Below are 23,830 nucleotides of genomic sequence, written 5' to 3'. Positions count from 1 at the left end.
CGATGGCACACGACAGGCCCTGCTGCGCGCCCGGCCGCGAGCCGGTGGCTGAGCCGGTGTCCGGGCCGGTGTCCCGGCCTCTCGGCGATCCCGTCGACGTCCCGTCCGACGCCGTGTCGGCACGAGGTGGCGAACGGCTGCTGTCGTTGCCCGGCGGGGCGTTCCTGATGGGTACCGAGGACGAGGTCGGCTACCCGGCGGACGGGGAGGGGCCCGTCCGGGAGGTCGAGGTGAGCCCGTTCCGGATCGCCGCGACGACCGTCACCAACGAGCGGTTCGCGGAGTTCGTGGACGCGACCGGCCATGTGACCGAGTCCGAACTCTTCGACTTCTCCTTCGTCTTCGAGGGGTTCCTGCCGGCCGACGTGCGCGCCGTCTCCCCGCGCGTCCCCGGCACCCCGTGGTGGCGTGGCGTCCGGGGCGCCACCTGGCGGCGGCCGACAGGACCCGGTTCCGCCGTGGACGCGCTCCTCGACCACCCGGTGGTGCACGTCTCCTGGAACGACGCTCAGGCCTACTGCGCCTGGTCCGGCACCCGGCTGCCCACCGAGGCCGAGTGGGAGTACGCGGCCCGCGGCGGCCTCACGGGGAAGCGCTACCCGTGGGGCGACGAACTCGCCCCCGGCGGCCGGCACGCCTGCAACATCTGGCGCGGCACCTTCCCGACCGACAACACCGCCGCCGACGGGTACCGTTCGACGGCCCCGGCCGACGCCTTCGAGCCCAACGGCTTCGGGCTGTACAACACCGTCGGCAATGTGTGGGAGTGGTGCGCCGACCGGTTCAGCCCGGACTTCCATGTCACCGGCCCGCGTACGGATCCGACGGGCCCGCCCGACGGCCCGGCCCGGGTCATGCGGGGCGGCTCCCACCTCTGCCACGCCTCCTACTGCAACCGCTACCGGGTGGCCGCGCGCTCCTCCAACACTCCGGACAGCGCGGCGGGGAACATCGGGTTCCGGGTGGTGGCGGCGGTCTGACACCGCTTGCCGCCGGTGCCGGTGCCGGTGCCGGTGCTGATCCCCGTCCCGGCTTGGCCCCAGCAGGATGCCCGGCAGCGATCAGGCGCCCGGTGGCGACCGCCGGACGACCGGACGCGTCGACCGCTGGACCGCCCTGACCCGGCGGTCGAACTCACGGTTGAGCAGCGGCATCAGGACGCTGCCGAAGCGGGCCGGCGCCCGGGTGCCCGTGTCGGGGCAGATGGTGAAGCGCCGCTGTTCGACGCCCTTCACGATCGCCGCCGCGACCCGCTCCGCCGGGAGGGGCTTGATCGTGCCGCCGACCACACGGGTCTCCGCCGGCTTCCACCGGTTCTCCTCGGCGAGCTGCGGCGTGTCCACGTCCGGCGGGAACACCACCCCGACATGCACACCACGCGGGGCCAGCTCGGCCCGTACCGACTCCATCAGGCCGCGTACGGCGAACTTGGCCGGCCCGTACGCGCTGTAGCCGAACACGCCGAGCAGCCCGGCGGCGGACGACACCGCGACCACACTGCCGTGCCCGCGCTCCACCATGCCGGGGGCGACGGCACGGATCGCGTGGAGCGTGCCGAAGTAGTCGACCTCGATCATCTGCCGGAAGACGTCGTCGGGCAGTTCGAGGAAGTACCCCGGGCGGGCGAGCCCCGCCGAGGTGATCAGAATGTCGCAGGGCCGCGCCTGTTCGTCCTCCAGTTCGGCCATGGCCCGCGTGAGGGCCGACCGATCGGCGACGTCGGCGGCCCGTGCGGCGACCGACCCCGGTTCACCGGTGGCCGCGTGCCGCCAGCAGCCGGGCCGTGGCCAGACCTATGCCGCTCGACCCGCCGGTGACGATGACATGAGCCGAACTGAAGTCCATGGGGCGGGTGTTCCGCAGTGTCATGGCGGGGAGCGTAGCGGCCGTCGGCGCGGGTGGGGCCGTCCCGGCGTCGGCGGAGGAGCAAGCGGTCTTCGGCCTGGTCGATCAGAGCCCGAGCCCTTGCACCATCTCGTCGACCACGACCCGGCATCGGGGCAACGGACGCCGGCCCACTCGTGCGGGTGCCGGTGCCGGTGCCGGTGTCGGTGCGTCGTCTTCGGATAGGTCCGATCGGTCCGATCGGCCCGCCGGCTCCGCTCGGTCGGCCCGGGCCGTCGGCGCGGCTACCGGGATCTCCCGCAGCCACTGCTGGACGACCCGTACCGGGAGGCCGTGGTGGCGGGCGGCCTCCCGTGTCGTGAGCGTGCCGGAGAGGATGTCCGCGAGGATGCGGATCCGCTCGGCCGGGGAGATCTCCGAGGCTTTCGAGGAGGTTTTCAAGAGCCAGTCCCTTCCCTGGACGTTCACCGGTGTCGCGGTTGTGCCGTCGGAACTGCGTACGTGGAACTCGGTACTCGGCAGCTTCGGGCCGCGCGAGAGAGTGACCCTTGCCGGGGCGTTGACTGCGACCGTCCGGAAGATGAAGAGCCGCGACTCGCCCCCCTTCCCGGGACACGTGGAGCACCCGGCCACGCGGTCACCCTCTCGGCCGAGTACCGAGGTGGCCCCTGGGCAGTCCTCCCGCGCACGGGTCCGATGGCCCCATGACCGACTCCGTCGCCGGCCACCCGGACCTGCCGCGAGCCCCCGATTCCCCCGAGCCGTACGGCTACGGGCTGAAGCGGCGGGTGCTGGTCACCGTCGTCGGGGTCGGCGCCCGCGAGTACATCGGCCCGGACCTGGCCCAGGTCGCGGCGGTCGCGCCCCTCGTCGACCATGTCGTGACACCGGACCCGCACCCCCATCCTCACCCGCACCCCCATCCTCACCCGCACCCGACAACGCCCCGACCCCCCATGGCACGAACTCGAACGCCCCACCCCGCATGCTCACAACGGACAACCCCCTGACACTGACCCCATGCCAGGACAGCCCAGCCGTATCGAGGACTACGCGCTCATCGGCGACCTCCTCACCGCCGCCCTCGTGGCCAAGGACGGCAGCATCGACTGGCTCTGCCTGCCCCGCTTCGACTCACCCGCCTGCTTCGCCGCCCTGCTCGGCGACGAGGACAACGGCCGCTGGCGCATCGCCCCGGCCGAGGAGCACGGCCCGTACGCCCGTCGCCGCTACCGGGACGACACGGCGATCCTGGAGACGGAGTGGGAGACGACCCGCGGCCAGGTCCTGGTCACCGACTTCATGCCGTGCCGCAAGACCGGCGCCCCCAGCCTCGTCCGCATCGTCGAAGGCATCTCCGGCACTGTCGACATGCGCATGGACCTGCGGCTCCGCTTCGACTACGGCCGGGTCCTGCCCTGGATGCGGCGGCGCGGCGGTGCGCTGACGGGCACGGCGGGGCCGGAGTCGGTGTGGCTGCGCACCCCCGTGCGGCCGGTCGCCCACGGCACGGCCCACACCGCCGTCTTCCCGGTCACCGCGGGCGAACGCGTCCCCTTCGTGCTGACCTGGCACCCCTCGCACCTGCCCGCGCCGCGCCCCGTGGACGCCTTCGAGGCGCTGCGCAGCACCGAGTCGTACTGGCGGCGCTGGCTGCGCAGACTGACGTACGACGGGCCGTACCGGGACGCCGTCGCGCGTTCCCTGATCACGCTCAAGGCGCTGACGTACCAGCCGACCGGCGGCATCGTCGCCGCGCCGACCACGTCCCTGCCGGAGGAGATCGGCGGGGTGCGGAACTGGGACTACCGGTTCTGCTGGCTGCGGGACGCGGGGATGACGCTGGAGGCGTTGCTGCGCAGCGGTTTCAAGGCGGAGGCGGACGCCTGGCGGGGCTGGCTGGAGCGGGCGGTGGCGGGGCGGCCGGAGGACGTGCAGATCATGTACGGCATCGCGGGGGAGCGGCGGCTCACCGAGTGGGAGGCCGACTGGCTGCAGGGGTACGGGGGGTCGCGGCCGGTGCGGATCGGCAACGCGGCCGCCGCACAACGGCAGTTGGACGTGCCCGGGGAGGTGATGGACGCCATCCATCTGGCCATCGGCTGCGGTCTGCGCCCCCGTAAGCATCTGGCCTCGCTGCAGGCGGTGTTCCTGGAGCATCTGGAACAGGTCTGGGTCGAGCCCGACCAGGGGCTGTGGGAGATGCGCGGCGCCCCCCGCCACTACACCCACTCCAAGGTGATGTGCTGGGTGGCCTTCGACCGGGCGGTCAAGCTGGCCGAGTCGCACGCCCGCCCCGGCCCGGCGGAGCGGTGGCGCGCGGTCCGCGACCGTATCCACCGCGACATCTGCGAGAGGGCCTACGACCCGGAACGGAACACCTTCACCCAGTCGTACGGCTCCCGCGAACTCGACGCCGCCCTGTTGCTGATCCCGCAGACCGGGTTCCTGCCGGCGGACGACCCGCGGGTGATCGGCACCGTCGAGGCCGTACAGCGCGACCTCCTGCGCGACGGGCTCGTGGCCCGCTACTCCGCGGGCACCGCCGACTCGCCGGACGGTCTCACCGGCGGCGAGGGCGCCTTCCTCGCCTGCTCCTTCTGGCTGGCGGACGCCCTGCGACTGATCGGCCGCGAGGACGAGGCCCGCGTTCTGTACGAACGGCTGCTGGGGCTGCGCAACGACGTGGGACTGCTCTCCGAGGAGTACGACCCCCGCGCCGGCCGCCAACTGGGCAACTTCCCCCAGGCGTTCACCCACGTCCCGCTGATCCGCGTCGCCTACGAACTCGACCGGCACGCGCTGCACGCCCGCCGTGAGGACCCCAAGGCGCCACCCGGCGGACCCTCCGGCGCGACGGAGGGGTGAGCCGTGCTCCCCGGGTTCCTCACCAGGGCCGTCGAGCTGCTGCTCGGCCGGGACGGCCGGGGCCGCCCGCTCCATCTGCGGGCGGCGGGCGGTGCCACGCTGGTGCTCGTCGTGGTGATGCTCCTCGGCTCGTGGGCCGTGATCGTCGCCGAGCACGGCGCGCCGCGCGCCAATCTGACCTCGTACCCGAAGGCCCTGTGGTGGTCCGTCGAGACGGCCACGACCGTCGGGTACGGCGACTTCTTCCCGGTGACGCTCTGGGGCCGGGTCGTCGGCGCGGTCGTCATGGTCGTCGGCATCACCACCTACGGCATGGTCACCGCCGCCATCGCCACCTGGTTCGTGGGCCGGGAGCAGCGACGCCACGAACTCGCGCACAGGGCACATGAGTGGGGCGACGAGACCGCGCACGCCCTGCACGAGCGGTTCGACCGGCTGGAGCGGATGCTCGGCGGGAAGAGCGACGGCGACTGACCGGTGGGTGTCCACGCCTCGGACGATGCTCCCATTTCCTGGACAGCCCCTTGACGCACGGCGTGGTCGGATCGACACTCCAGGTGGGGTATTTCCTAGTGAACAGGTAGGGAATGATGGGGCGCCTGGAGCCGGTGGTCACGCGTGTGCCGCGCACACGCCGGCAGTCCCTTCTTCTGACCTCCCGCCGTCACATCGATCTGCTGCGCGTCTGCAGCGCGATAAGCCCCCTGAACTGACCCGAGTCGACCGAGCCGACGAGCCGACGAGTCGACCGAGCCGACCGAGCCGCCGGCGCGACGCGCCACCGCGCCCGCGCCCTGCCGTGTACTCGCGTCACCACGCGACCGCGCACCAGAATCCCCGGGGAGACACATGTCCGCCATGCCCGTCCACGCCCTGAACGCCGTTCCGTCGCCGCGCCCCCTGCCCTCCTTCCGGGGCAGGATCGGCTGCGACGCGCGCAGCGGCCACTACGCCGTGCCGCGCCGCTACCGGCTCCATCTGTCGCTGTCCTGTCCCGGCGCCCTGCGCATCGCCATAGTGCACAGCCTCCTCGGGCTGGCCGACGCCTGTCCCGTGACCCTCCTGCCGGCCGTGCCCGACGGCCCGGACGGCGAGCACTCCGCGCTGCGCCCGCTGTACGAGGCGAGCGCCCACCGCTACCTCGGAGCGGCCGTGGCGCCCGTCCTCAGCGACGACTGGTCCGGACGCATCGTCAGCACCCACGCCCCCGACATCACGCGCGACCTTGCGCGGCGCTTCGGCGGCGGCCGTCCCGAGCTGTATCCGGAGGGCGCGGAGGCCGAGATCGAGGGGGTCGCCCGCCTCTGCGAACAGGGTATGGACGGTGCCGCCCAGCGCGCCGGACGCGCCGACGCCGACGACCTGGAACGCGGCGCCGCGCTCGGCTCCCTGCTGCGCACCCTGCGCTCCCTGGACGCCCGGCTCGGCGAGCAGGAATACGTCCTCGGCGGCGAACTCACCGCCGCCGACGTCGAGTTGTGGGTCTCCCTGGTGCGGCTCGACACCGTGCACCGCTGGCACCTGGACGCCTCCGCCGTGCACCGGATCGCCGACCACCCCCACCTGTGGGCCTACGCCCGCCGGCTGGCCGCCCACCCCGCCTTCGGCCCCCACCTCGACCTCGACGGCATCGCCCGCCGCCATCACGCCCACTGTCAGGGCCTGGAGGCGGCCGGCGCCGCCGTACAGATCCTGGACTGGGCCTCGCACGTCCCGGACCAGGGCGTATCGACAGACGGACAAGCGTCCCATGTACTGGACTGACGTTGACAGCGGCCCGCCGGGCCTGAGTTACTTACGGCCACCCGAAGAGCGCGAGGCCCCACCGGGCCGGAAGACCGCCGGAAGAACGATGGTGACGGACGTGTACGCATCCCCGAGGCCCGCCGCATGGCGCCGCCAGGGCTGCGTGCCGCTCTGCGCCGACCGCGCCGTCGATCTGCTCCGGGTCAACAGCGCACTGTGTAGCGCACGTTAGCGCGCCGTCCGGGCCCGACCCGGCGCCGCGCTCCCGTCGAGGCTGACGGTTCCCTGAACCCCTGAGACACCGCACCAGCGGTTTCGTCTCTCTCCGCCAGCCCCGGTGCCGTGCGCATCCCGTGACTTCCTTCCGTGCCTCCGTGTCCCCGTACGGCGAGCGGCGCCCCGTCGCCCGCCGTACCCGTCACGGCCGAAGTCGCCCGCGTCGCCTGGGGTTTCGACACTCCTCCGGAGCCCTTGATGAGTGAACCCCCAGGCACCGCCGTGTCCTTGACCGAGGCGCCGCCGCCCACCGACACCGCGTCGAAGCAGCTCTCCGCCCAGCGGGTACTGCCGCTGCGCCGCCCCGGCCGCTGGATCGCCACCGCGGTCGTCCTGGTCCTCGCGGCCCAGTTCGTCCACGGACTGATCTCCAACCCGTTCTACCAGTGGGACCGCTTCGCCTACTGGTTCCTGCGGCCGACGATCCTCGACGGACTGCTCATCACCCTCGAAGTCGCCGTCTACAGCGCGGTGTTGGGCCTCCTCGGCGGTATCCTCCTTGCCCTGGCCCGGCTCTCCGACAGCCCCGTCCTGCGCTCGGTCAGCTGGGTCTACATCTGGGCCCTGCGCTCGATCCCGCTGATCGTCGTCCTGCTGTTTCTGTACAACTTCAGCGCCCTGTACCAGACGCTCAGCCTGGGCGTCCCCTTCGGCCCGGCGTTCTTCACCTTCGACGAGTCACGCCTCGCCACCGACATGGCCGTCGCCGTCATCGGCCTCTCCCTCAACGAGGCCGCCTACGCGGCCGAGGTCGTCCGCGGCGGCATCCTCTCCGTCGACCAGGGCCAGCACGAGGCGGCCTCCGCCCTCGGCCTGCCCAAGGGCTACCAGTTCAGGAAGATCGTCTTCCCGCAGGCGCTGCGCTCGATCACCCCGAACTACGTCAACCAGCTGATCGGCCTGATCAAGAGCACCTCCCTGGTCTTCTACGTCTCCCTGCTCGACCTCTTCGGCACCGCCCAGGCCATGGGCTCCACCTACCCCGGCGACATCGTGCCGCTGCTGCTGGTCTCCACCGTCTGGTACCTGATCCTCACCAGCGTCGTCTCCGTCATCCAGTTCTACGTCGAGCGGTACTACGCCCGGGGCGCCACCCGCACCCTGCCGCCGACACCGTTGCAGAAGCTGCGGACCGGGGTCACCGACCTCCGCGCCCGCGTCCGCAAGGAGGCCGCCGTATGACCGCCGGGACACTCGACACGACGCCCGGGGTGCCGGGCAACGCCGCCGCCACCGTCGAGGTGCACGACGTGCACAAGTGGTACGGCGCCCACCGGGTCCTCAACGGCATCGACCTGACGATCCGACCCGGCGAGGTCACCGTGATCCTCGGCCCGTCCGGCTCCGGCAAGTCCACGCTGCTCAGGGTCGTCAACCACCTGGAGAAGCCCGAGATCGGCCACGTCAGCGTCAACGGCGAGCTGATCGGCGTACGCCGCCACGGCGACCGGCTGAAGGAGCTGAGCGAACGGGCGATCCTCACCCAGCGCTCCCGGATCGGCTTCGTCTTCCAGAACTTCAACCTCTTCCCGCACCTCACCGTGCTGGAGAACGTGGCCGCCGCCCCGGTGGCGACCGGCAAGCTCGCCCGCGCCCAGGCCGACGACCTCGCCCGGGAACTCCTGGACCGGGTGGGCCTCGCCGACAAGGCCGCCGCCTACCCACGGCAGTTGTCGGGCGGACAGCAGCAGCGGGTGGCCATCGCCCGCGCCCTCGCCCTGCGGCCCGGCGTCATCCTCTTCGACGAGCCGACCTCCGCCCTCGACCCCGAACTCGTCGGTGAGGTCCTCGCCGTCATCAAGGATCTGGCGCGCGGCGGCACCACGCTGGTGATCGTCACCCACGAGATCGGCTTCGCCCGGGAGATCGCCGACCGGGTCGTCTTCATCGACGGCGGCCGGATCGTCGAACAGGGCCCGCCCGCGGAGGTCCTGGACAAGCCGCGGCACGAGCGGACGAAGGACTTCCTCAGCAAGGTCCTCTGACCGCGCCCACCCCAGCAACAACGAGCCTCACCACCCTCGACACGTCTCGCACGACACCTCTCTCCCGACACCCCTCTCCCGACACGACAAGGACAGCCATGCCCACGCACACCCGGTTCTCCCGGCGCAGCCTGCTGCGCGGCATCACCGCGGCGACCGCCGCCGCCACCCTCGCCACCGGGCTCGCCGCCTGCGGGGGCGACACCGAGGCCGCCACCGGGACCGGCGCCGCCTCCGCCGGCACGGTCACCGTCGGACAACTGTCCAACGGCGCCGCCAAGGAGACCGAGATCAAGGTCTCCGAGGTGAAGTCGATCAGCGCCAAGCTGCCCGCCGCCATCAAGAAGAGCGGCAAGCTGGTGATCGGCTCCGGCACGCTGCCCTCCGGCAGTCCGCCGCTCGGCTTCATCGGCAGCGACCAGAAGACCGTCACCGGCTCCGAGCCCGACCTCGCCAGACTGGTGGCCGCCGTGCTTGGTCTCGAACCCGAGGTGCGCCAGTCGACCTGGGAGAACCTGTTCATCGGGATCGACAGCGGCAAGGTCGACGTCGGCTTCTCCAACATCACCGACACCGAGGAACGCAAGCAGAAGTACGAGTTCGCCGCCTACCGCAAGGACGACCTGGCCTTCGAGACGAAGAAGGACAACGACTGGGACTTCGACGGGAACTACGAGAACCTCGCCGGCCGGACGGTCTCCGTCGGCAACGGCACCAACCAGGAGAAGATCCTCCTGGAGTGGAAGGCCAAGCTCGCGAAGGAGGGCAAGAAGCCCCTCACCGTCAAGTACTTCCAGGAGACCAACAGCCTCTATCTGGCGCTGAGCAGCGGCAAGATCGACGCCTACTTCGGCCCCAGCCCCAACCTCGCCTACCACGCGGCCAAGACCGCCGGTACGCCCCAGGCGACCCGGATCGCGGGCCAGTTCTCCGGCGCCGGTGAGTCCCTCCAGGGCCTGATCGCCGCGACCGCGAAGAAGGGCAGCGGCCTCGCCGAACCGCTCGCCGAGGCGATCAACCACCTGATCGACAAAGGCCAGTACGCCGAGTGGCTGAAAGCCTGGAACCTCTCCAACGAGTCCGTGGAGAAGTCCGAGGTCAACCCGCCGGGCCTGCCGCTCACCAACTCCTGAGTGTCAGTCAACTCGCTTACATCACACGTTAGTTGAATCGAGGAAGAGTGCCGGGAACACCCGCCGGGGCCGCGATGTTGTGACTCGTCAAGAGATCCGCGAGGCGCGCCGCCGTGCGCCCGGACGAGGGAGGTGACGGCCGTGCCCCGTGTGCCGCGCGCCGTCCACCTCCACTCCCGGCCCCATATCGATCTCCTGCGCGTGGCCGGCGCGCTCTGTCGCTCCTGACCCTGCTCCCAGCCGCCGTGCCCCGTGTCGTCCCCGGGGCCGGTGACGGACGTCGTACGCACCTCCAGGAAGGCACCCATCTGTGTCCCCCTCCGCCGCATCCCCCTCGCCCGCTTCCCCGACTCCCTCCTCCTCGACTCCCTCCCCATCGACCCCGCCTGCCGCGCTGCACCTCGCCGTGGCGCTCGACGGCACCGGCTGGCATCCCGCCTCCTGGCGTGAGCCGGTCGCCCGACCGCGTGAGGTGTTCACCGCCGGATACTGGGCCGACCTCGTCGCCGAGGCCGAGCGCGGACTCCTCGACTTCGTGACCATCGAGGACGGCCTCGGCCCGCAGTCCGCGCACTTCCTGGACCCGGACGAGCGCACCGACCAGCTCCGCGGCCGGCTCGACGCCGTCCTCGTCGCGGCCCGGATCGCCCCCCTCACCCGCCACATAGGCATCGTGCCGACCACCGTCGTCACCCACACCGAGCCGTTCCACATCTCCAAGGCGATCGCCACCCTCGACTACGTCAGCTCCGGCCGCGCCGGCCTCCGGGCGCAGATCACCGCCCGGCCGAACGAGGCCGCCCACTTCGGCCGCCGTACCATCCCGCGCATCGAGGCCTACGACAGCCCGGACACCCGGGAGTTGGTGGCCGACCTGTTCGACGAGGCCGCCGACTACGTGGAGGTCGTGCGCCGCCTCTGGGACAGCTGGGAGGACGACGCCGAGATCCGGGACGTGGCCACCGGCCGGTTCGTCGACCGGGACAAGCTGCACTACATCGACTTCCAGGGCCGCCGGTTCAGCGTCAAGGGCCCCTCCATCACTCCCCGCCCGCCGCAGGGCCAGCCGGTCGTGGCCGCCCTCGCCCATGACACCGTCCCGTACCGGCTGGTGGCCCGCCAGGCCGACATCGGCTTCGTCACACCGCACGACACCGACCAGGCGCGCGCGATCGTCGCCGAGATCCGTGCCGAGCAACTGGCCGCCGGGCGCGCCGACACACCGCTGCACATCTTCGGCGACCTCGTGGTCTTCCTCGACGACGACCCGGGCGAGGCGGCGGCCCGCCGGGAGCGCCTGGACGCGCTCGCGGGGGAGCCGTACACGAGCGACGCCCGGATCTTCACCGGTACGCCCGTCCAACTCGCCGATCTGCTACAGGAGTTGGCGCTGGAGGGGCTGAGCGGCTTCCGGCTGCGGCCCGCCGTGGCCGGTCACGACCTCCCGGCGATCACCCGGGGCCTGGTCCCCGAACTCCAGCGCCGTGACGCCTTCCGCGGCGCCTACGAGGCCGACACCCTGCGCGGTCTGCTGGGCCTGGCCCGCCCCGCCAACCGCTACGCCGCCGCCTGAGCGGGCGGGAGAGGACACCCCCATGAGCAAGCCCAGCAAGCCCCTGAACAAGCCCTTCGACCAGCCCTCGGACAAGCCCCTGAAGCAGATCCACCTGGCCGCGCACTTCCCCGGCGTCAACAACACCACGGTGTGGAGCGACCCGAAGGCCGGCAGCCACATCGAGTTCAGCTCCTTCGCGCACTTCGCACGGACCGCCGAACGCGCCAAGTTCGACTTCCTGTTCCTCGCGGAGGGCCTACGGCTGCGCGAACAGGGCGGCCAGATCTACGACTTGGACGTCGTGGGCCGCCCCGACACCTTCACCGTGCTGTCCGCGCTCGCCGCCGTCACCGAGCGCCTCGGCCTCACCGGCACCATCAACTCCACCTTCAACGAGCCCTACGAGGTGGCCCGCCAGTTCGCGAGCCTCGACCACCTCTCCGGCGGGCGCGCCGCGTGGAACGTCGTCACCTCCTGGGACGCCTTCACCGGCGAGAACTTCCGCCGGGGCGGTTTCCTGCCGCAGGAGGAGCGTTACTCCCGCGCGAAGGAGTTCCTGGCCACCGCGAACGAACTCTTCGACTCCTGGGACGGGGACGAGATCGTCGCCGATCAGGAGACGGGCGTCTTCCTGAGGGACGCCAAGGCCGGGGCCTTCGTCCACAGCGGGCAGCACTTCGACATCGAGGGCCGGTTCAACGTCCCGCGCTCACCGCAGGGCCGCCCGGTGATCTTCCAGGCCGGCGACTCCGACGAGGGCCGCGAGTTCGCCGCGTCGAGCGCCGACGCCATCTTCAGCCGGTACGCCGACCTGGACACGGGCCGCGCCTTCTACGCCGACGTCAAGAGCCGCCTCGCCCGCCACGGCCGCCGCCACGACCAGCTGCTCATCCTGCCCGCCGCGACGTTCGTACTCGGCGACACGGACGAGGAGGCACGGGAACTCGCCCGCGACGTCCGCCGCCGGCAGGTCAGCGGGGCCACCGCCCTCAAGCACCTGGAGTTCGTCTGGAACCGGGACCTGTCCTCCTACGACCCGGACGGCCCGCTCCCCGAGCTCGACCCCGACGTCAGCGACACCCACATCTCCAAGGGCCGCGCCCAAGTACGCATGTACCGCGACCCGTTGGCCGTCGCCCGCGAATGGCGAGAGCGCGCCGAGGCCAACAACTGGTCCATCCGCGACCTGGTCATCGAGACCGGCAACCGCCAGAACTTCATCGGCACCCCGGAGACGGTCGCCCGCACCATCGACGACTACGTCCAGTCCGACGCCGCCGACGGCTTCATCCTCGTCCCCCACATCACCCCCACCGGCCTCGACCCCTTCGCCGACAAGGTCGTCCCCCTCCTCCAGGAACGGGGAGTCTTCCGCACGGACTACGAGGGCACGACCCTCCGCGACCACCTGGGCCTGGACGCACTGGGCTAAACCGCGACCGGGCCCACCTGTTGCCGCCCCCTCCCTAACTGCGGGCAATCGTGCCGCTGGGGCGGCACGGGTGGGCGCAGCGGCACCCGGCAAGCGCCGGCGAGCGACAACCCGCCCCCGCCCAGCACCCGCACCGGGTACCTTCTGTTCAACAGAGCTGCACAGCAAGGCCGCCCCGGGAGGGAGCCCGTGTCCCCCGCCGCCACGCCCCCCGTCGGAGCCCGCATCCGACAGGCCCGCCTGGCACACGGCACGACCCTGCGCGCCCTGGCCCGCGAGATCGGCGTCTCGCCCAGCCTGGTCTCCCAGATCGAGACGGGCAAGACCCAGCCCTCCGTCAGCACGCTGTACGCGATCACCACGGCACTGTCGATCTCGGTCGAGTCCCTCTTCAACGGCGACGACGACGCCCCGGCGGCAGCAGCCGAAGCGGCAGCCACCCCCACCCAGGTCACCCCCACCACCGTCCCCCACGCCCTCGCCACCATCGCCGCCGACCACGCCCGCCGCCTCGGCCCCCTGGTCGGCCCCACGGACCGCGAACGCCTGGAGCTGGACTCCGGCGTCGTATGGGAACGCCTCGGCCATGTTCCGGGCGCGGACGTCGACTTCCTGCTCGTCACCTACCGTCCCGGCGGCTCCTCCTCCGGCTCGGGCGGCCTCATGCGCCACACCGGCACCGAGTACGGCTGCCTCACCTCGGGCGAACTCGTCCTGACCCTCGGCTTCGAGGAGTTCACCCTCCACCCCGGCGACGCGGTCTGCTTCGAGTCGGCGACCCCGCACCGTTACCGCAACGACGGCGACGAGCCGGCCGTCGGTGTCTGGTTCGTGTTCAGTACCACTTGACACCCGCCCCGCGCGGTCGTTCACTCCGACAGTGATGGGGGTGGTCGCCGTGGCGATCCGCACATTCGGGCCCAACGCCGTCGACTGGGAAGAGCGCGTAGACCTGGACCGGCTCCGCAGGGAGCGTCTGGCCCGCCTGCACACCGCACTGAACGGCTCCTCCCTCGGCGCCGTCCTCACCTTCGACTTCGCCAACATCCGCTATATGTCCGCGACCCACATCGGCACCTGGGCGATGGACAAACTGATCCGCTTCGCCCTCCTCGTCCGCGGCGGCGAACCGATCGTCTGGGACTTCGGCTCGGCCGCCCGCCACCACCGGCTGTACAACCCGTGGCTGGACCACGGCAACGGCAAGGAAGGACCCGACGCCCCGCCCACCGGTGCCCGCGCCGGTATCTCCACCCTCCGCGGCGCCTTCCACCCGGACGCCGGGATCGCCGCCGACGTGGCCGCGAAGATCGCCGTCGAACTCCGCGAACACGGCCTGGCGGGCGAGCCGTTGGGTGTCGACATCGTCGAGATGCCGATCCTGGCCGCGCTGCGCGCCGAGGGCATCGACGTCGTCGACGGCCAGCAGGTCTTCCTCGCCGCCCGCCGCACCAAGACCCGCGACGAGATCTCCCTGCTCACCCAGGCCTGCTCGATGGTCGACGCCGCCTACGAGGAGCTGTACGGCTTCCTCCGCGCGGGTGTGCGCGAGAACGAGTGCGTGGGGCTGGTCAGCAAGGTCCTCTACGACCTGGGCAGCGAGTACGTCGAGGGCGTCAACGCCATCTCGGGGGAACGCTGTTCACCGCACCCGCATGTCTTCAGCGACCGGCTGATCCGCCCCGGCGACCCCGCCTTCTTCGACATCCTGCACAGCCACCTCGGCTACCGCACCTGCTACTACCGCACCTTCGCCGTGGGCAGCGCCTCGACCGCCCAGCGTGACGCGTACATCCGCTGCCGCGCGTACATGGACGCCGCCATCGCCCTGGTCCGCCCCGGCGCGACCACCGCCGACATCGTCCAAGTGTGGCCGCGCGCCGAGGAGTTCGGCTTCCCCGACGAGACGGCCGCCTTCGCCCTGCAGTACGGCCACGGCGTGGGCCTGTCGATCTGGGAGAAGCCGATCTTCAGCCGGCTCGTCTCCCTCGACCATCCCGAAGTCCTCGAAGAGGGCATGGTGTTCGCCCTGGAGACGTACTGGCCGGCCGCCGACGGCTGGTCCGCCGCGCGGATCGAGGAAGAGCTCGTCGTCACCGCCGAGGGCTGCGAGGTCATCACCAAGTTCCCCGCCGAGGAACTCCTCGTGGCCGGCCGCCGCTACTGGACGGTCGACGGCCCCCTGAACACCCGCCGCGAGGCCCAGTCCCACCTCAACACCCGTACGAACGGGAGCACATGATGCCCGACGACCTGGAGGACCTGGAGGACCCGCGCGTCACGAAGGACACCGGGGCCACCGGGGACGCCGACGACACCGTGGACCCGGGTGAACTCCTCGCGCTCTACGAGCAGATGGCCCTCATCCGCCGCACCGAGAAGGCCGCCCACGACCTGTTCCTCTCCGGCCACGTCAAGGGCACCACCCACCTCGCCGCCGGACACGAGGCCGTCGCCGTCGGCGCGAGCGCCGCCCTGCGCCCCGACGACTACGTCTTCGCCACCTACCGGGGCCACCACCACGCCCTCGCCCGGGGCGCGACCCCCGAGGAGTGCCTCGCCGAACTCATGAGCAGGGCAACGGGGTTGTGCCGGGCCAAGGGCGGCTCGATGCACCTCACGAAGGCCTCGACCGGCATGCTCGGCTCGTACGCCATCGTCGGCGCCCATCTCCCCATGGCCGTGGGCGCCGCCTGGTCCGCCCGGCTGCGCGGCACCGGTCAGGTCGCGGTCGCCTTCTTCGGTGACGGCGCCACCAACATCGGCGCCTTCCACGAGGCGCTCAACCTGGCGGCCGTATGGAAGCTGCCGGTGCTGTTCGTCTGCGAGAACAACCTCTACATGGAGTACACGCCCATCGCCGACGTCACCGCCGTGCCCCGGCCCGCCGCCGACCGGGCACCGGCCTACGGCATCGACGGCGACGTCGTCGACGGCAACGACGTGGTGCTGGTGCGCCGGGCGGTGGCGCGCCTCGCGGACCGGGCCCGGGCGGGAGACGGGCCCGGCCTGCTGGAGGCGCGGACGTACCGGCACTACGGGCACAGCAGGGCCGACCCGGCGACCTACCGCCCGGCCGACGAGGTCGAACACTGGCTGCGGCACGACCCGCTCGACCTGGCCCGCGCTCGGCTCGCCGCCCTCGGCGAGTCCACCCTCGACGCCGACGCGCGCGTGGAGCGGACCGTGAGCGAGGCCGTCGACGCGGCCAAGCGCGCGCCCGGCCCCGACCCCGCCGAGGCGCTCACCGACGTATGGGCCGACGGAGGTGCCGTATGGAGGACGTGATCACCTATCGCGAGGCGGTCGCCGAGGGCCTGGCCCGGGAGATGCGCCGCGACCCGACGGTGGTGTGCCTGGGCGAGGACATCGCCGAGGCCGGGGGAGTGTTCAAGACGACCGTCGGACTGCTGAAGGAGTTCGGGCCGCAGCGGGTGTGGGACACGCCCATCTCCGAACAGGCCATCGTGGGCGCGGCGATGGGCGCCGCGATGACCGGAATCCGCCCGGTCGCCGAGATCATGTTCTCCGACTTCCTGGCCTGTTGCTGGGACTACCTCGCCAACGAGATCCCGAAGGTCCGCTATATGACGGGCGGTCAGGTCACCGTCCCGCTCGTCGTCCGCACCGCCAACGGCGGTGGCCTCGGCTTCGGCGCCCAGCACTCCCAGTCCACCGAGAACTGGGCGCTCACCGTCCCGGGCCTGAAGATCGCGGCACCCTCGACCCCGGCCGACGTGATCGGCATGATGGCCGCCGCCGTCCGCAGCGACGACCCGGTGGTCTTCTTCGAGCACAAGGCGCTCCTCGCCACCAAGGGCCCGCCCCCGCCGCCGGACCACGTCGTCGAACTGGGCCGCGCCCGGGTCGTCCGCGAGGGCGGCGACCTCACCCTCGTCGCGCTCGCCGCCATGGTCCCCGTCGCCCTCGAAGCCGCCCGCCGCCTGGCCGAGGAGGGCGTCGAGGCCGAGGTGATCGACCTGCGCGGACTGATCCCGCTGGACACGGCCACCGTGCTCGGCTCGCTCGCGCGGACCTCGCGGCTGGTGACCGTCGAGGAGAACCCGTACCAGGGCGGCTGGGGCGCGACCCTCGTCTCGGTCGTCGCCGACGAGGGCTTCGGCCTGCTGGACGCACCGGTCCGGCGGGTGGCGGGGGAGTGCGTGCCCCTGCCGTTCGCCGACGCCCTCGAAGAACGGGTCGTGCCCACCGTCGGCCGGGTCATGAGGACGGTCCGCGAGCTCGCCGCATACTGACTGCCCGTCAGCTTTCATACGGACCCACCTCTGGGAGGAACGGCGATGACCAAACGGATGCTCCTGCGCTCGGGCCATGTCGTCACGATGGACCCGGCCATCGGCGACCTGCCCGGGGGCGACATCCTCATCGAGGACGGCACGATCACGGCGGTCGAGCCCTCGATCGACGCGGACGTGGACGCCGAGGTGCTCGACATGACCGGCCGTATCGTCATCCCCGGCTTCGTCGACACCCACCGCCACACCTGGGAGGCGCCGATCCGCGGCTGCGCCCCCGACGCCACCCTCGACGACTACTTCGTCGACGTCCTCGACACCTTCGCGCCCGCCTACACCCCCGAGGACGTGTACGCGGGCAACCTCGCCGGCACCCTGGAGTGTCTCAACGCGGGCATCACCACCCTCGTCGACTGGTCGCACATCAACAACACGCCCGAGCACCCCGACGCCGCGATCCAGGCACTGAGGGAGACCGGCATCCGCGCCCAGTACGCCTACGGCAGCGCCAACACCTCCCTCGCCGACTACTGGTTCGACAGCAAGATCGCGGTCCCAGGCGACGACGTACGCCGTATCCGTGCCGAGCACTTCGCCTCCGACGGCGGTCTGCTGACCATGGGGCTCGCCACCCGGGGCCCCGGCTTCTGCACGAACGACGTGGTCACCCAGGAGTGGGCACTCGCCCGCGAGCTGGACATCCCGATCACCGTCCATGTCGCCATGGGCCGCCTCGCCGGACGCTTCGGCATGGTCAAGCAGCTGCGCGACCTGGGCCTCCTCGGCCCCGACACGACCTACGTCCACTGCTGCCACCTCAGCGAGGACGAGTGGCGGATGGTGGCCGACAGCGGCGGCACGGTCTCCATCGCCGCCCAGGTGGAGACCCAGATGGGCCACGGCTGGCCGCCCGTGATGCAGGCGATCGAACACGGGCTGCGGCCGTCCCTGAGCATCGACGTCGTCACCACCGTCCCCGGCGACATGTTCACCCAGATCCGCGCGGCCTTCGGCGCCGAACGGGGCCGGGTCAACGCCGACTGCTGGCACGCCAACCTGCCCGTTCCCGCCGCCATGTTGACGGCACGTCAGATGCTGGAGATCGCCACGCTCAACGGCGCCCATGTGGCCGGCCTGGAGGGCCGCACCGGCTCCCTCACCCCCGGCAAGCGGGCCGACATCGTCGCCCTCGACGCCACCGCCCTCAACATGGCACCCGTGCACGACCCGGTGGCCGCCGTGACCCTCAGCGCCGACGTCTCCAACGTGGACACCGTCATCGTCGACGGAGTTGTCCACAAGCGCGACGGCCGACTGCTCGCCGACACCGGCCGGGCCCTGCGCCTGGTGGAGGAGTCACGCGACCGCCTGCTGGCCGCCGTGGCGGCGAGGAAGCCCGACGCATGACCCACCATGTGATACGGCGGGCCGCCGAGATCCCCCAACTGCCGTACGACAGCGGGGGGTTCCGGCGGCACGCGCTCATCGGCGAGACGGACGGCGCCGTGCACACCGGCTTCGGCGTCTGCGAACTACGGCCCGACGGCGCGGTCCGCGCCCACGTCCACTCGTACGAGGAGAGCTTCCACCTCCTGTCCGGCGCGGTGATCCTCAACGCCCCGGACGGCTCGTACCTCCTCGAAGAGGGCGACTACGGCCTCCTCCCGGCCGGTGTCCCGCACGCCTGGCGCGGAGCCGGGGACACGCCCGCCCGCTGGGCCGACATGCTCGCCCCGATGCCGCGCGCCCGCTACGGCCACGACACTCAGACCGTGCCCGCGCTGCCGGAGCGCGAGCCGGTCCGCATCGACGTACGCGACCCGCGCACCCGCTCCTTCGGGCACTTCGAGGCCTCCCAGACGGACCCCGGGAAGCAGTCGCAGGATCTCCTCGCGGTGTCGGCGAGCATGCGGACCGCGCTGCTCGTCTACAGCGGGATCACCGTGAAGATGATGGTGGACACCGATCTCGGGGCGGTGGCCTCGACCATGTTCATGGTCCGGTACGCCCCCGACGGGGTCGCCGGCACGCACGACCACCCCTTCGAGGAGACCTATCTGATCCTCGAAGGGCGCGACCTTCGACGGCCGCAGTTACCGGCTGGGCGCGGGCGATGTCGCCTGGGCGGGCGCCGGTTGTGTGCACGGCTTCGCCAACGCCGGTGACACACCGGTGCGTTGGCTGGAGACCCAGGCCCCGCAGCCCCCGTCACGCCATGCGTACCGGTTCACCAGGGACTGGGAGTACCTGGGCCGCATCCTCGGAGACCGGCAGCGGGAGGGGGAGCGGCCATGAGCGCTGTGGTCGTCATCGGCGGGACGTCCGGGATCGGCCGGGAGATCGCCCGGCACCGCGCGGAACGCGGCGACGAGGTGACCCTCACCGGCCGGGACCCGGACCGGGCCGCCGCCGTCGCCAAGGAGGTCGGCGCGGCCCGCGGCCTCGCCCTCGACCTGTCCCGGCCGCGCGAGATAGCCGGAGCCCTGACGGACGTCGGCCGCGTCGACCACCTGGTCCTGGTCGGCGTCTCCCGCGACCACAACCGCGTCGACGACTACGACATCGACGCCGCCCTCCACCTCGTCACCCTCAAACTCGTCGGCTACACCGAGGTCGTCCACGCCCTGCGGACACGGCTCAACGACGACAGCGCCCTCGTCCTCTTCGGCGGCCAGGCCAAGGAACGCCCCTACCCCGGGGCGACCACCGTCGCCACCGTCAACGCGGGCGTCACCGGCCTGGTCCACACCCTCGCCACCGAACTCGCGCCCATCCGCGTCAACGCCGTCCACCCGGGCGTCGTCGGCGACAGCCCCTTCTGGTCGGACAAACCCCTCGGCGCCCTGATCGACAGGACACCGACGGGACGCCTCGCGACCATGGGGGACGTGGTCGACGCCGTGGACTTCCTCCTCGGCAACCGCTCGGTCAACGCCGTCAACCTGAACGTCGACGGGGGCTGGCTGCTCCGCTGACGCAGGGCGCCCCCGCCGGGTCGGCCCGGGCAGGCCCCCGTACGGTCAGTCCTCGCGCGGCCAGTTCTCGGCCTCGAACATCCAACGCTGCTTCTCCAGTTCGTAGGTGATGGAGATCAGCAGGTCCTGCGTGACCTTGTCGGCCTCCTCCGTGGCGTCGATCCGCTCACGCAGCCGCCCGACCGTCGCCTCCAGCGCCTCCACCAGCAGCCGTACGACCTCGGTGTCCCGCAGCCAGCCCTCCTTCGGCCCCTGGAGGTCGAACCGAGCCGCCACGGTCTCCGGCCGGCCGTCCGGGGAGACGCCGATCGCCGCCGCGCGTTCGGCGACCTGGTCGGCGTACGACCGTGCCGTGGACACCACCTCGTCGAGCTGGAGGTGGATCGAACGGAACCTCGGTCCCACAATGTTCCAGTGGGCCTGCTTCCCGATCAGCGAGAGTCCCAGCAGATCCACCAGGCTCTCCTGCAGCGCGTCGCCCGCGATCCGGCGGGCGGGCTCGGGAAGGGTGCTCCTCACTATCGTCATGACGTGCGACTCCTATCGTGTCGTACCGGCGAACGCGGCGTGCCGGGCGGCGTCGGCGCTCCCGGCCCTGCGGAGCAGGTCGGTGCGTTCCACCTCGTCCATGCCACCCCACACGCCGGCCATCTGCCCGTTGCCGAGCGCCCAGTCGAGGCACTCGCGGCGCACCGGGCAGCGGGCGCAGACGCGTTTGGCGGCGGCGACGTCGTCGAGCGCCGGTCCTGTCGTGCCCACAGGGAAGAACAGTTCGGGGTCCTCTCCCACGCAGGCCGCTCTCAGCAACCACTCCATGCGGGGCCGGGTGCCCAGCACGCACGAGGGAAAACGCGGGCTCAGCGCCCCAGCACGCCGTCCACGAACTCCTTGACGTCCGCGAGCACTTCGCCCTTGTTCGTCTCGTTGAACACCTCGTGCCGGGCGCCCGCGTAGATCCGCTCGGTCCAGTCGGTGCCCCGGAACTCCTCGATCCCCGTACGGCTGCCGGGCAGCGGCACGATCCGGTCGTCGTCGCCGTGCAGCCACAGCAGCGGCAGCGCGCCGACAGGCCCGCTCTTGGAGATCGTCTCCAGAGTGCGGTCGATGGCCTCCAACGTCGGCCGCTTGAACGGGCCGTGCCACACCAGCGGATCGTTCGCGTACGTGGCGCCGACCGCCATGTCCCGCGAGAGCAGCTTCGGGTCGAGCGGCACCTCGGGCACCTCCGGCGGCGCGAGCAGGCCTCGCAGCGGCTCCCAGATCCCGATCAGCGGCCCGGACAGCACGACCGCGGCGAGCCCGGTGCCGTACCGCTGGGCGTACCGCGCGCCGATCATCCCGCCCATCGAGTGGCCGATCAGCACCACCGGCAGCCCCGGATACGCGGCCCGCGCCAGCACCTCCACGGCGTGCACATCGGTGACCACGGCCTCGAAGTCCTCGATCAGCACCCGCTCGCCCGCCGATCTGCCGTGCCCCATGTGATCGGGGCCGAACACCGCCGCGCCGTGCCGCACCAGGGCATCGGCCACGTGTTCGTACCGGCCGATGTGCTCCCCGTAGCCGTGCACCAGGAGCACGACGTACCGTGCCCCCTCGCACGGCCATTGCCGTGCGGTGACACCGCCCCGCGTACCGGCGAAGCTGTGCTCACGAGAGTCGGCCATGACTCCTCCAACTACGTCGGTGAAGGTACCCGGGGGATCTTGCCAGCCCGTCGGACGATGGTCCATGGGCCGTCCGAGGCGAAGGCCCGCACCTGTGAGCGAGGGATCGACCCTCCGGGTGGTGGTCGAACCCTCCGGGTGGTGCTCGAACCGTCCGGGTGGTGGTCGAACCGGGCGGGCGGCAGGGTCGACTGGCGAGACGGTCCTGTCGCGCGCCGATAGGTGCGCCTAGCATCGGTCTCCGCATGAACACGATGACTCTCTGGCACCTGTCCACGGCCGAGTTCGCGGCCCTCGCCTTCGCCGCCCTGCTCGTCGGCTTCTCCAAGACCGCCGTGAGCGGTGCCAACACGGTGAGCCTCGCGATCTTCGCGGCCGTTCTCCCGGCCCGCGCCTCGACCGGCGTCCTCCTGCCGATCCTCATCGTCGGAGACGTCCTCGCCGTCCTCACCTACCGCCGGCACGCCCACTGGCCCACCCTGTGGAAGCTCTTCCCGGCGGTCGCCGCCGGTGTCGTCCTCGGCACCCTCTTCCTGGTCTGGGCCGACGACCAGATCGTCCGCACCTCCATCGGCGCGATCCTGCTGCTGATGACGGCCGTCACGATCTGGCGCCGGCGCACGGTCGACAAGGACGACGAACCCGACGCGATCACCACCCGCGCCGGCCGCGCGAAGGCCCGCTCGTACGGCGTCCTCGGCGGCTTCACCACGATGGTCGCCAACGCCGGCGGCCCCGTGATGTCGATGTATCTGCTCTCGGCGGGCTTCCGGAAGCTCGGCTTCCTGGGCACCTCCGCGTTCTTCTTCCTCATCGTCAACGTCTCCAAGGTCCCCTTCAGCGTGGGCCTCGGCCTGATCGACGGACACTCCCTGCTGCTGGACGCCGCACTCGCCCTGTTCGTCGTGCCGGGCGCCTTCCTCGGCAAGTGGGCGGTGAACCGCATCAACCAGAAGGTGTTCGAGCAGTTGGTGATCGCGGCGACGATCGTGGGCGGCCTGCAACTCCTGCTCCGCTGAGCCGCCCGCCCCGGAGGGACGACGACTCCTATTGCCCGGCCGTCCTCGCCCCGGACGGCTCCAACTCCGGGGTCCGCGCGGGCAGCCCGTGGGACAGGTCCTCCCGCAGCAGCCGCTTGGCGATGGTGTCGACCGCGGCCCGCAGATCCGCGTCGGCGGGCCGTCCGTAGTCCTTCTCCAGCCGCTGCCGCAGCCAGTCGCCCCAGGCCGCGCTGATCACGCGGGCCTCACGGGCCCCGGCGTCGGTGTGCGTGAAGAGGGTGTCGTGCCGGGTGAGACAGCCCTCCTCGACCATGCGCTCGAAGACCGGGACCAGGACCTCCGCGGGCACATGGCGACGGGCCGCGATCAGCGTCAGACTGGCGTGCCCGACCATCCGGGTGAACAGCTCCACCTGCATGACCGCCCAGGCGCCCGCGATGTCCAGCCGGGTGTCGGATCCGAGCACGATCCGGCGGGCGGTCTCCAGCTCCTTACCGCCGATGATCTTCCCGACGGCCGCCTCCAGGAGCCGCTGCGAGTCCCCGGCGGGCGGTCGCGCGAACCCCTCGCCCATGTCCGACGAGCCCGCCCGCGCACTGTCCCGCAGCCGCACCTGCTTGAGGAAGAGCCCCACCACGAACCCGACGGCCGCGACCGGCACGGTCCACAGGAACACGGTCTGCAGGGTCTCGGAGTACGCCCGCACGATCGGCTCGGCGGCCCGCGCGGGCAGTTGGTGCAGCCCCTCGGGGCTCTGCACGGCCCTCGCGATCACCGCCGGTTCCGCCGTGCCCGTACGCGCCGCCTCCTCGACGGCGGCGGACAGCTGCGGGGCGAGCGTGTTGGCGTAGATCGTGCCGAACACGGCCGTGCCGAACGAGCTGCCCAGCGTACGGAAGAAGGTGACGCCCGAGGTCGCGGTGCCCAGGTCGGCGTAGTCGACGGTGTTCTGCGCGGCGATCGTCAGCACCTGCATGCACAGCCCGATGCCGGTGCCGAACACGAACATGTACAGCGACTCCAGCCAGGTGTTCGTGCCCGCTGCACGACGTTCCGCTGCCGTCTGCTCAACACGGGTGCCTGTGCGGCGG

At 71.6% G+C, this 23,830-nt stretch carries 25 protein-coding genes and 2 pseudogenes; 21 read left to right on the top strand and 6 right to left on the bottom strand.

Translation table 11 applies throughout. The features are described from left to right. The first annotated feature begins 2 nt into the window (after positions 1 to 2). Entirely contained in the window at positions 3 to 980 is a 978-nt protein-coding gene (locus ACZ7MG_RS22405; protein ID WP_471391015.1) for a formylglycine-generating enzyme family protein, read from the top strand. Between the two features lie 81 nt (positions 981 to 1,061). On the opposite strand, the pseudogene ACZ7MG_RS22400 reads toward ACZ7MG_RS22405, so the two are convergent. Beyond that, positions 1,062 to 1,733, bottom strand: a pseudogene (locus ACZ7MG_RS22400) (SDR family NAD(P)-dependent oxidoreductase); the annotation flags it as partial. A 217-nt stretch (positions 1,734 to 1,950) separates the two neighbouring features. Continuing rightward, positions 1,951 to 2,286 (bottom strand): hypothetical protein, encoded by a 336-nt coding sequence (locus ACZ7MG_RS22395; RefSeq protein ID WP_471391017.1) that lies wholly within the window; start codon positions 2,284 to 2,286, stop codon positions 1,951 to 1,953. A gap of 263 nt (positions 2,287 to 2,549) precedes the next feature. Between ACZ7MG_RS22395 and ACZ7MG_RS22390 the strand changes: the two genes are divergently transcribed. The 19 genes from ACZ7MG_RS22390 to ACZ7MG_RS22300 all read left to right on the top strand — a co-directional run bounded on the left by ACZ7MG_RS22390 (position 2,550) and on the right by ACZ7MG_RS22300 (position 20,071). After that, positions 2,550 to 2,855, top strand: a complete 306-nt coding sequence (locus ACZ7MG_RS22390; RefSeq protein ID WP_471391020.1) for a hypothetical protein — start codon at positions 2,550 to 2,552, stop codon at positions 2,853 to 2,855. Between the two features lie 10 nt (positions 2,856 to 2,865). Continuing rightward, positions 2,866 to 4,713 carry a glycoside hydrolase family 15 protein gene (locus tag ACZ7MG_RS22385; protein WP_471391023.1) on the top strand — a complete coding sequence of 616 codons (1,848 nt, stop codon included), beginning with the start codon at positions 2,866 to 2,868 and terminating at the stop codon, positions 4,711 to 4,713. A 3-nt stretch (positions 4,714 to 4,716) separates the two neighbouring features. Next, complete coding sequence (locus ACZ7MG_RS22380) at positions 4,717 to 5,187, top strand: potassium channel family protein (RefSeq protein ID WP_471391026.1); 471 nt, start codon at positions 4,717 to 4,719, stop codon at positions 5,185 to 5,187. A gap of 113 nt (positions 5,188 to 5,300) precedes the next feature. Beyond that, entirely contained in the window at positions 5,301 to 5,426 is a 126-nt protein-coding gene (locus ACZ7MG_RS22375; RefSeq protein WP_471946154.1) for a putative leader peptide, read from the top strand. 136 nt (positions 5,427 to 5,562) lie between these two features. Then, entirely contained in the window at positions 5,563 to 6,477 is a 915-nt protein-coding gene (locus ACZ7MG_RS22370; protein ID WP_471391029.1) for a glutathione S-transferase C-terminal domain-containing protein, read from the top strand. Between the two features lie 456 nt (positions 6,478 to 6,933). Further along, positions 6,934 to 7,917 (top strand): amino acid ABC transporter permease, encoded by a 984-nt coding sequence (locus ACZ7MG_RS22365; protein ID WP_471391032.1) that lies wholly within the window; start codon positions 6,934 to 6,936, stop codon positions 7,915 to 7,917. Next, on the top strand, positions 7,914 to 8,720 hold the full coding sequence (locus ACZ7MG_RS22360; protein ID WP_471391034.1) for an amino acid ABC transporter ATP-binding protein: 807 nt from the start codon (positions 7,914 to 7,916) through the stop codon (positions 8,718 to 8,720). The genes ACZ7MG_RS22365 and ACZ7MG_RS22360 overlap by 4 nt, the downstream gene beginning before the upstream one ends. A gap of 98 nt (positions 8,721 to 8,818) precedes the next feature. Next, entirely contained in the window at positions 8,819 to 9,853 is a 1,035-nt protein-coding gene (locus ACZ7MG_RS22355; protein ID WP_471391037.1) for an ABC transporter substrate-binding protein, read from the top strand. A gap of 132 nt (positions 9,854 to 9,985) precedes the next feature. Further along, the gene (locus ACZ7MG_RS22350) at positions 9,986 to 10,081 is read left to right on the top strand and encodes a putative leader peptide (protein ID WP_471946153.1); all 96 of its coding nucleotides are present in this window, start codon (positions 9,986 to 9,988) and stop codon (positions 10,079 to 10,081) included. Between the two features lie 166 nt (positions 10,082 to 10,247). Further along, a complete protein-coding gene (locus tag ACZ7MG_RS22345; RefSeq protein ID WP_471391360.1) occupies positions 10,248 to 11,426 on the top strand; it encodes an LLM class flavin-dependent oxidoreductase in 1,179 nt (392 codons plus the stop codon). Between the two features lie 22 nt (positions 11,427 to 11,448). Beyond that, positions 11,449 to 12,840 (top strand): NtaA/DmoA family FMN-dependent monooxygenase, encoded by a 1,392-nt coding sequence (locus ACZ7MG_RS22340; protein ID WP_471391040.1) that lies wholly within the window; start codon positions 11,449 to 11,451, stop codon positions 12,838 to 12,840. 189 nt (positions 12,841 to 13,029) lie between these two features. Next, the gene (locus ACZ7MG_RS22335) at positions 13,030 to 13,689 is read left to right on the top strand and encodes a helix-turn-helix domain-containing protein (RefSeq protein ID WP_471391043.1); all 660 of its coding nucleotides are present in this window, start codon (positions 13,030 to 13,032) and stop codon (positions 13,687 to 13,689) included. Positions 13,690 to 13,723: 34 nt separating this feature from the next. Beyond that, complete coding sequence (locus tag ACZ7MG_RS22330) at positions 13,724 to 15,082, top strand: M24 family metallopeptidase (protein ID WP_471391046.1); 1,359 nt, start codon at positions 13,724 to 13,726, stop codon at positions 15,080 to 15,082. A gap of 77 nt (positions 15,083 to 15,159) precedes the next feature. After that, positions 15,160 to 16,128 carry a thiamine pyrophosphate-dependent dehydrogenase E1 component subunit alpha gene (locus ACZ7MG_RS22325; RefSeq protein WP_471391363.1) on the top strand — a complete coding sequence of 323 codons (969 nt, stop codon included), beginning with the start codon at positions 15,160 to 15,162 and terminating at the stop codon, positions 16,126 to 16,128. Continuing rightward, the gene (locus tag ACZ7MG_RS22320; protein ID WP_471391049.1) at positions 16,116 to 17,096 is read left to right on the top strand and encodes an alpha-ketoacid dehydrogenase subunit beta; all 981 of its coding nucleotides are present in this window, start codon (positions 16,116 to 16,118) and stop codon (positions 17,094 to 17,096) included. Before ACZ7MG_RS22325 ends, ACZ7MG_RS22320 begins: the two co-directional genes overlap by 13 nt. 45 nt (positions 17,097 to 17,141) lie before the next feature. Then, positions 17,142 to 18,503, top strand: coding sequence for an amidohydrolase family protein (locus ACZ7MG_RS22315; RefSeq protein ID WP_471391052.1), 1,362 nt, complete (start codon positions 17,142 to 17,144; stop codon positions 18,501 to 18,503). After that, positions 18,500 to 19,261, top strand: a complete 762-nt coding sequence (locus ACZ7MG_RS22310) for a cupin domain-containing protein (protein WP_471391055.1) — start codon at positions 18,500 to 18,502, stop codon at positions 19,259 to 19,261. The genes ACZ7MG_RS22315 and ACZ7MG_RS22310 overlap by 4 nt, the downstream gene beginning before the upstream one ends. Beyond that, positions 19,197 to 19,391, top strand: coding sequence for a cupin domain-containing protein (locus tag ACZ7MG_RS22305; RefSeq protein WP_471391366.1), 195 nt, complete (start codon positions 19,197 to 19,199; stop codon positions 19,389 to 19,391). Before ACZ7MG_RS22310 ends, ACZ7MG_RS22305 begins: the two co-directional genes overlap by 65 nt. Beyond that, entirely contained in the window at positions 19,388 to 20,071 is a 684-nt protein-coding gene (locus tag ACZ7MG_RS22300) for an SDR family oxidoreductase (protein WP_471391058.1), read from the top strand. The genes ACZ7MG_RS22305 and ACZ7MG_RS22300 overlap by 4 nt, the downstream gene beginning before the upstream one ends. Positions 20,072 to 20,116: 45 nt before the next feature. Here the strand turns inward: ACZ7MG_RS22300 and ACZ7MG_RS22295 are convergent, their stop codons facing one another. The 3 genes from ACZ7MG_RS22295 to ACZ7MG_RS22285 are packed head-to-tail and all read right to left on the bottom strand — an operon-like array spanning position 20,117 to position 21,738. After that, positions 20,117 to 20,599 carry a Dps family protein gene (locus ACZ7MG_RS22295; RefSeq protein ID WP_471391061.1) on the bottom strand — a complete coding sequence of 161 codons (483 nt, stop codon included), beginning with the start codon at positions 20,597 to 20,599 and terminating at the stop codon, positions 20,117 to 20,119. A gap of 12 nt (positions 20,600 to 20,611) precedes the next feature. Beyond that, complete coding sequence (locus ACZ7MG_RS22290; RefSeq protein WP_471391064.1) at positions 20,612 to 20,887, bottom strand: WhiB family transcriptional regulator; 276 nt, start codon at positions 20,885 to 20,887, stop codon at positions 20,612 to 20,614. Between the two features lie 41 nt (positions 20,888 to 20,928). Beyond that, complete coding sequence (locus ACZ7MG_RS22285; RefSeq protein ID WP_471391068.1) at positions 20,929 to 21,738, bottom strand: alpha/beta hydrolase; 810 nt, start codon at positions 21,736 to 21,738, stop codon at positions 20,929 to 20,931. Positions 21,739 to 21,983: 245 nt separating this feature from the next. Here ACZ7MG_RS22285 and ACZ7MG_RS22280 point away from each other — a divergent pair, with 245 nt between their 5' ends. After that, a complete protein-coding gene (locus ACZ7MG_RS22280; protein ID WP_471391071.1) occupies positions 21,984 to 22,757 on the top strand; it encodes a sulfite exporter TauE/SafE family protein in 774 nt (257 codons plus the stop codon). Positions 22,758 to 22,785: 28 nt separating this feature from the next. On the opposite strand, the pseudogene ACZ7MG_RS22275 reads toward ACZ7MG_RS22280, so the two are convergent. Then, positions 22,786 to 23,790, bottom strand: a pseudogene (locus ACZ7MG_RS22275) (MFS transporter); the annotation flags it as partial. Positions 23,791 to 23,830: the final 40 nt, after the last annotated feature.

The sequence above is a fragment of the Streptomyces sp. NPDC107538 genome (assembly GCF_055657445.1).
Note: the sequence above shows the minus strand (reverse complement) of the source record. Positions and strands in the feature narration are given on the sequence as shown.

Excerpts from the sequence above, each read along its gene's own strand:
- ACZ7MG_RS22405 (WP_471391015.1), top strand. The coding sequence starts at position 3 with ATGGCACACGACAGGCCCTGCTGCGCGCCCGGCCGCGAGCCGGTGGCT.
- ACZ7MG_RS22390 (WP_471391020.1), top strand. The coding sequence starts at position 2,550 with ATGACCGACTCCGTCGCCGGCCACCCGGACCTGCCGCGAGCCCCCGAT.
- ACZ7MG_RS22385 (WP_471391023.1), top strand. The coding sequence starts at position 2,866 with ATGCCAGGACAGCCCAGCCGTATCGAGGACTACGCGCTCATCGGCGAC.
- ACZ7MG_RS22375 (WP_471946154.1), top strand. The coding sequence starts at position 5,301 with ATGATGGGGCGCCTGGAGCCGGTGGTCACGCGTGTGCCGCGCACACGC.
- ACZ7MG_RS22370 (WP_471391029.1), top strand. The coding sequence starts at position 5,563 with ATGTCCGCCATGCCCGTCCACGCCCTGAACGCCGTTCCGTCGCCGCGC.
- ACZ7MG_RS22365 (WP_471391032.1), top strand. The coding sequence starts at position 6,934 with ATGAGTGAACCCCCAGGCACCGCCGTGTCCTTGACCGAGGCGCCGCCG.
- ACZ7MG_RS22360 (WP_471391034.1), top strand. The coding sequence starts at position 7,914 with ATGACCGCCGGGACACTCGACACGACGCCCGGGGTGCCGGGCAACGCC.
- ACZ7MG_RS22355 (WP_471391037.1), top strand. The coding sequence starts at position 8,819 with ATGCCCACGCACACCCGGTTCTCCCGGCGCAGCCTGCTGCGCGGCATC.
- ACZ7MG_RS22340 (WP_471391040.1), top strand. The coding sequence starts at position 11,449 with ATGAGCAAGCCCAGCAAGCCCCTGAACAAGCCCTTCGACCAGCCCTCG.
- ACZ7MG_RS22330 (WP_471391046.1), top strand. The coding sequence starts at position 13,724 with ATGGGGGTGGTCGCCGTGGCGATCCGCACATTCGGGCCCAACGCCGTC.
- ACZ7MG_RS22320 (WP_471391049.1), top strand. The coding sequence starts at position 16,116 with ATGGAGGACGTGATCACCTATCGCGAGGCGGTCGCCGAGGGCCTGGCC.
- ACZ7MG_RS22315 (WP_471391052.1), top strand. The coding sequence starts at position 17,142 with ATGACCAAACGGATGCTCCTGCGCTCGGGCCATGTCGTCACGATGGAC.
- ACZ7MG_RS22310 (WP_471391055.1), top strand. The coding sequence starts at position 18,500 with ATGACCCACCATGTGATACGGCGGGCCGCCGAGATCCCCCAACTGCCG.
- ACZ7MG_RS22300 (WP_471391058.1), top strand. The coding sequence starts at position 19,388 with ATGAGCGCTGTGGTCGTCATCGGCGGGACGTCCGGGATCGGCCGGGAG.
- ACZ7MG_RS22295 (WP_471391061.1), bottom strand. The coding sequence starts at position 20,599 with ATGACGATAGTGAGGAGCACCCTTCCCGAGCCCGCCCGCCGGATCGCG.
- ACZ7MG_RS22290 (WP_471391064.1), bottom strand. The coding sequence starts at position 20,887 with ATGGAGTGGTTGCTGAGAGCGGCCTGCGTGGGAGAGGACCCCGAACTG.
- ACZ7MG_RS22285 (WP_471391068.1), bottom strand. The coding sequence starts at position 21,738 with ATGGCCGACTCTCGTGAGCACAGCTTCGCCGGTACGCGGGGCGGTGTC.
- ACZ7MG_RS22280 (WP_471391071.1), top strand. The coding sequence starts at position 21,984 with ATGAACACGATGACTCTCTGGCACCTGTCCACGGCCGAGTTCGCGGCC.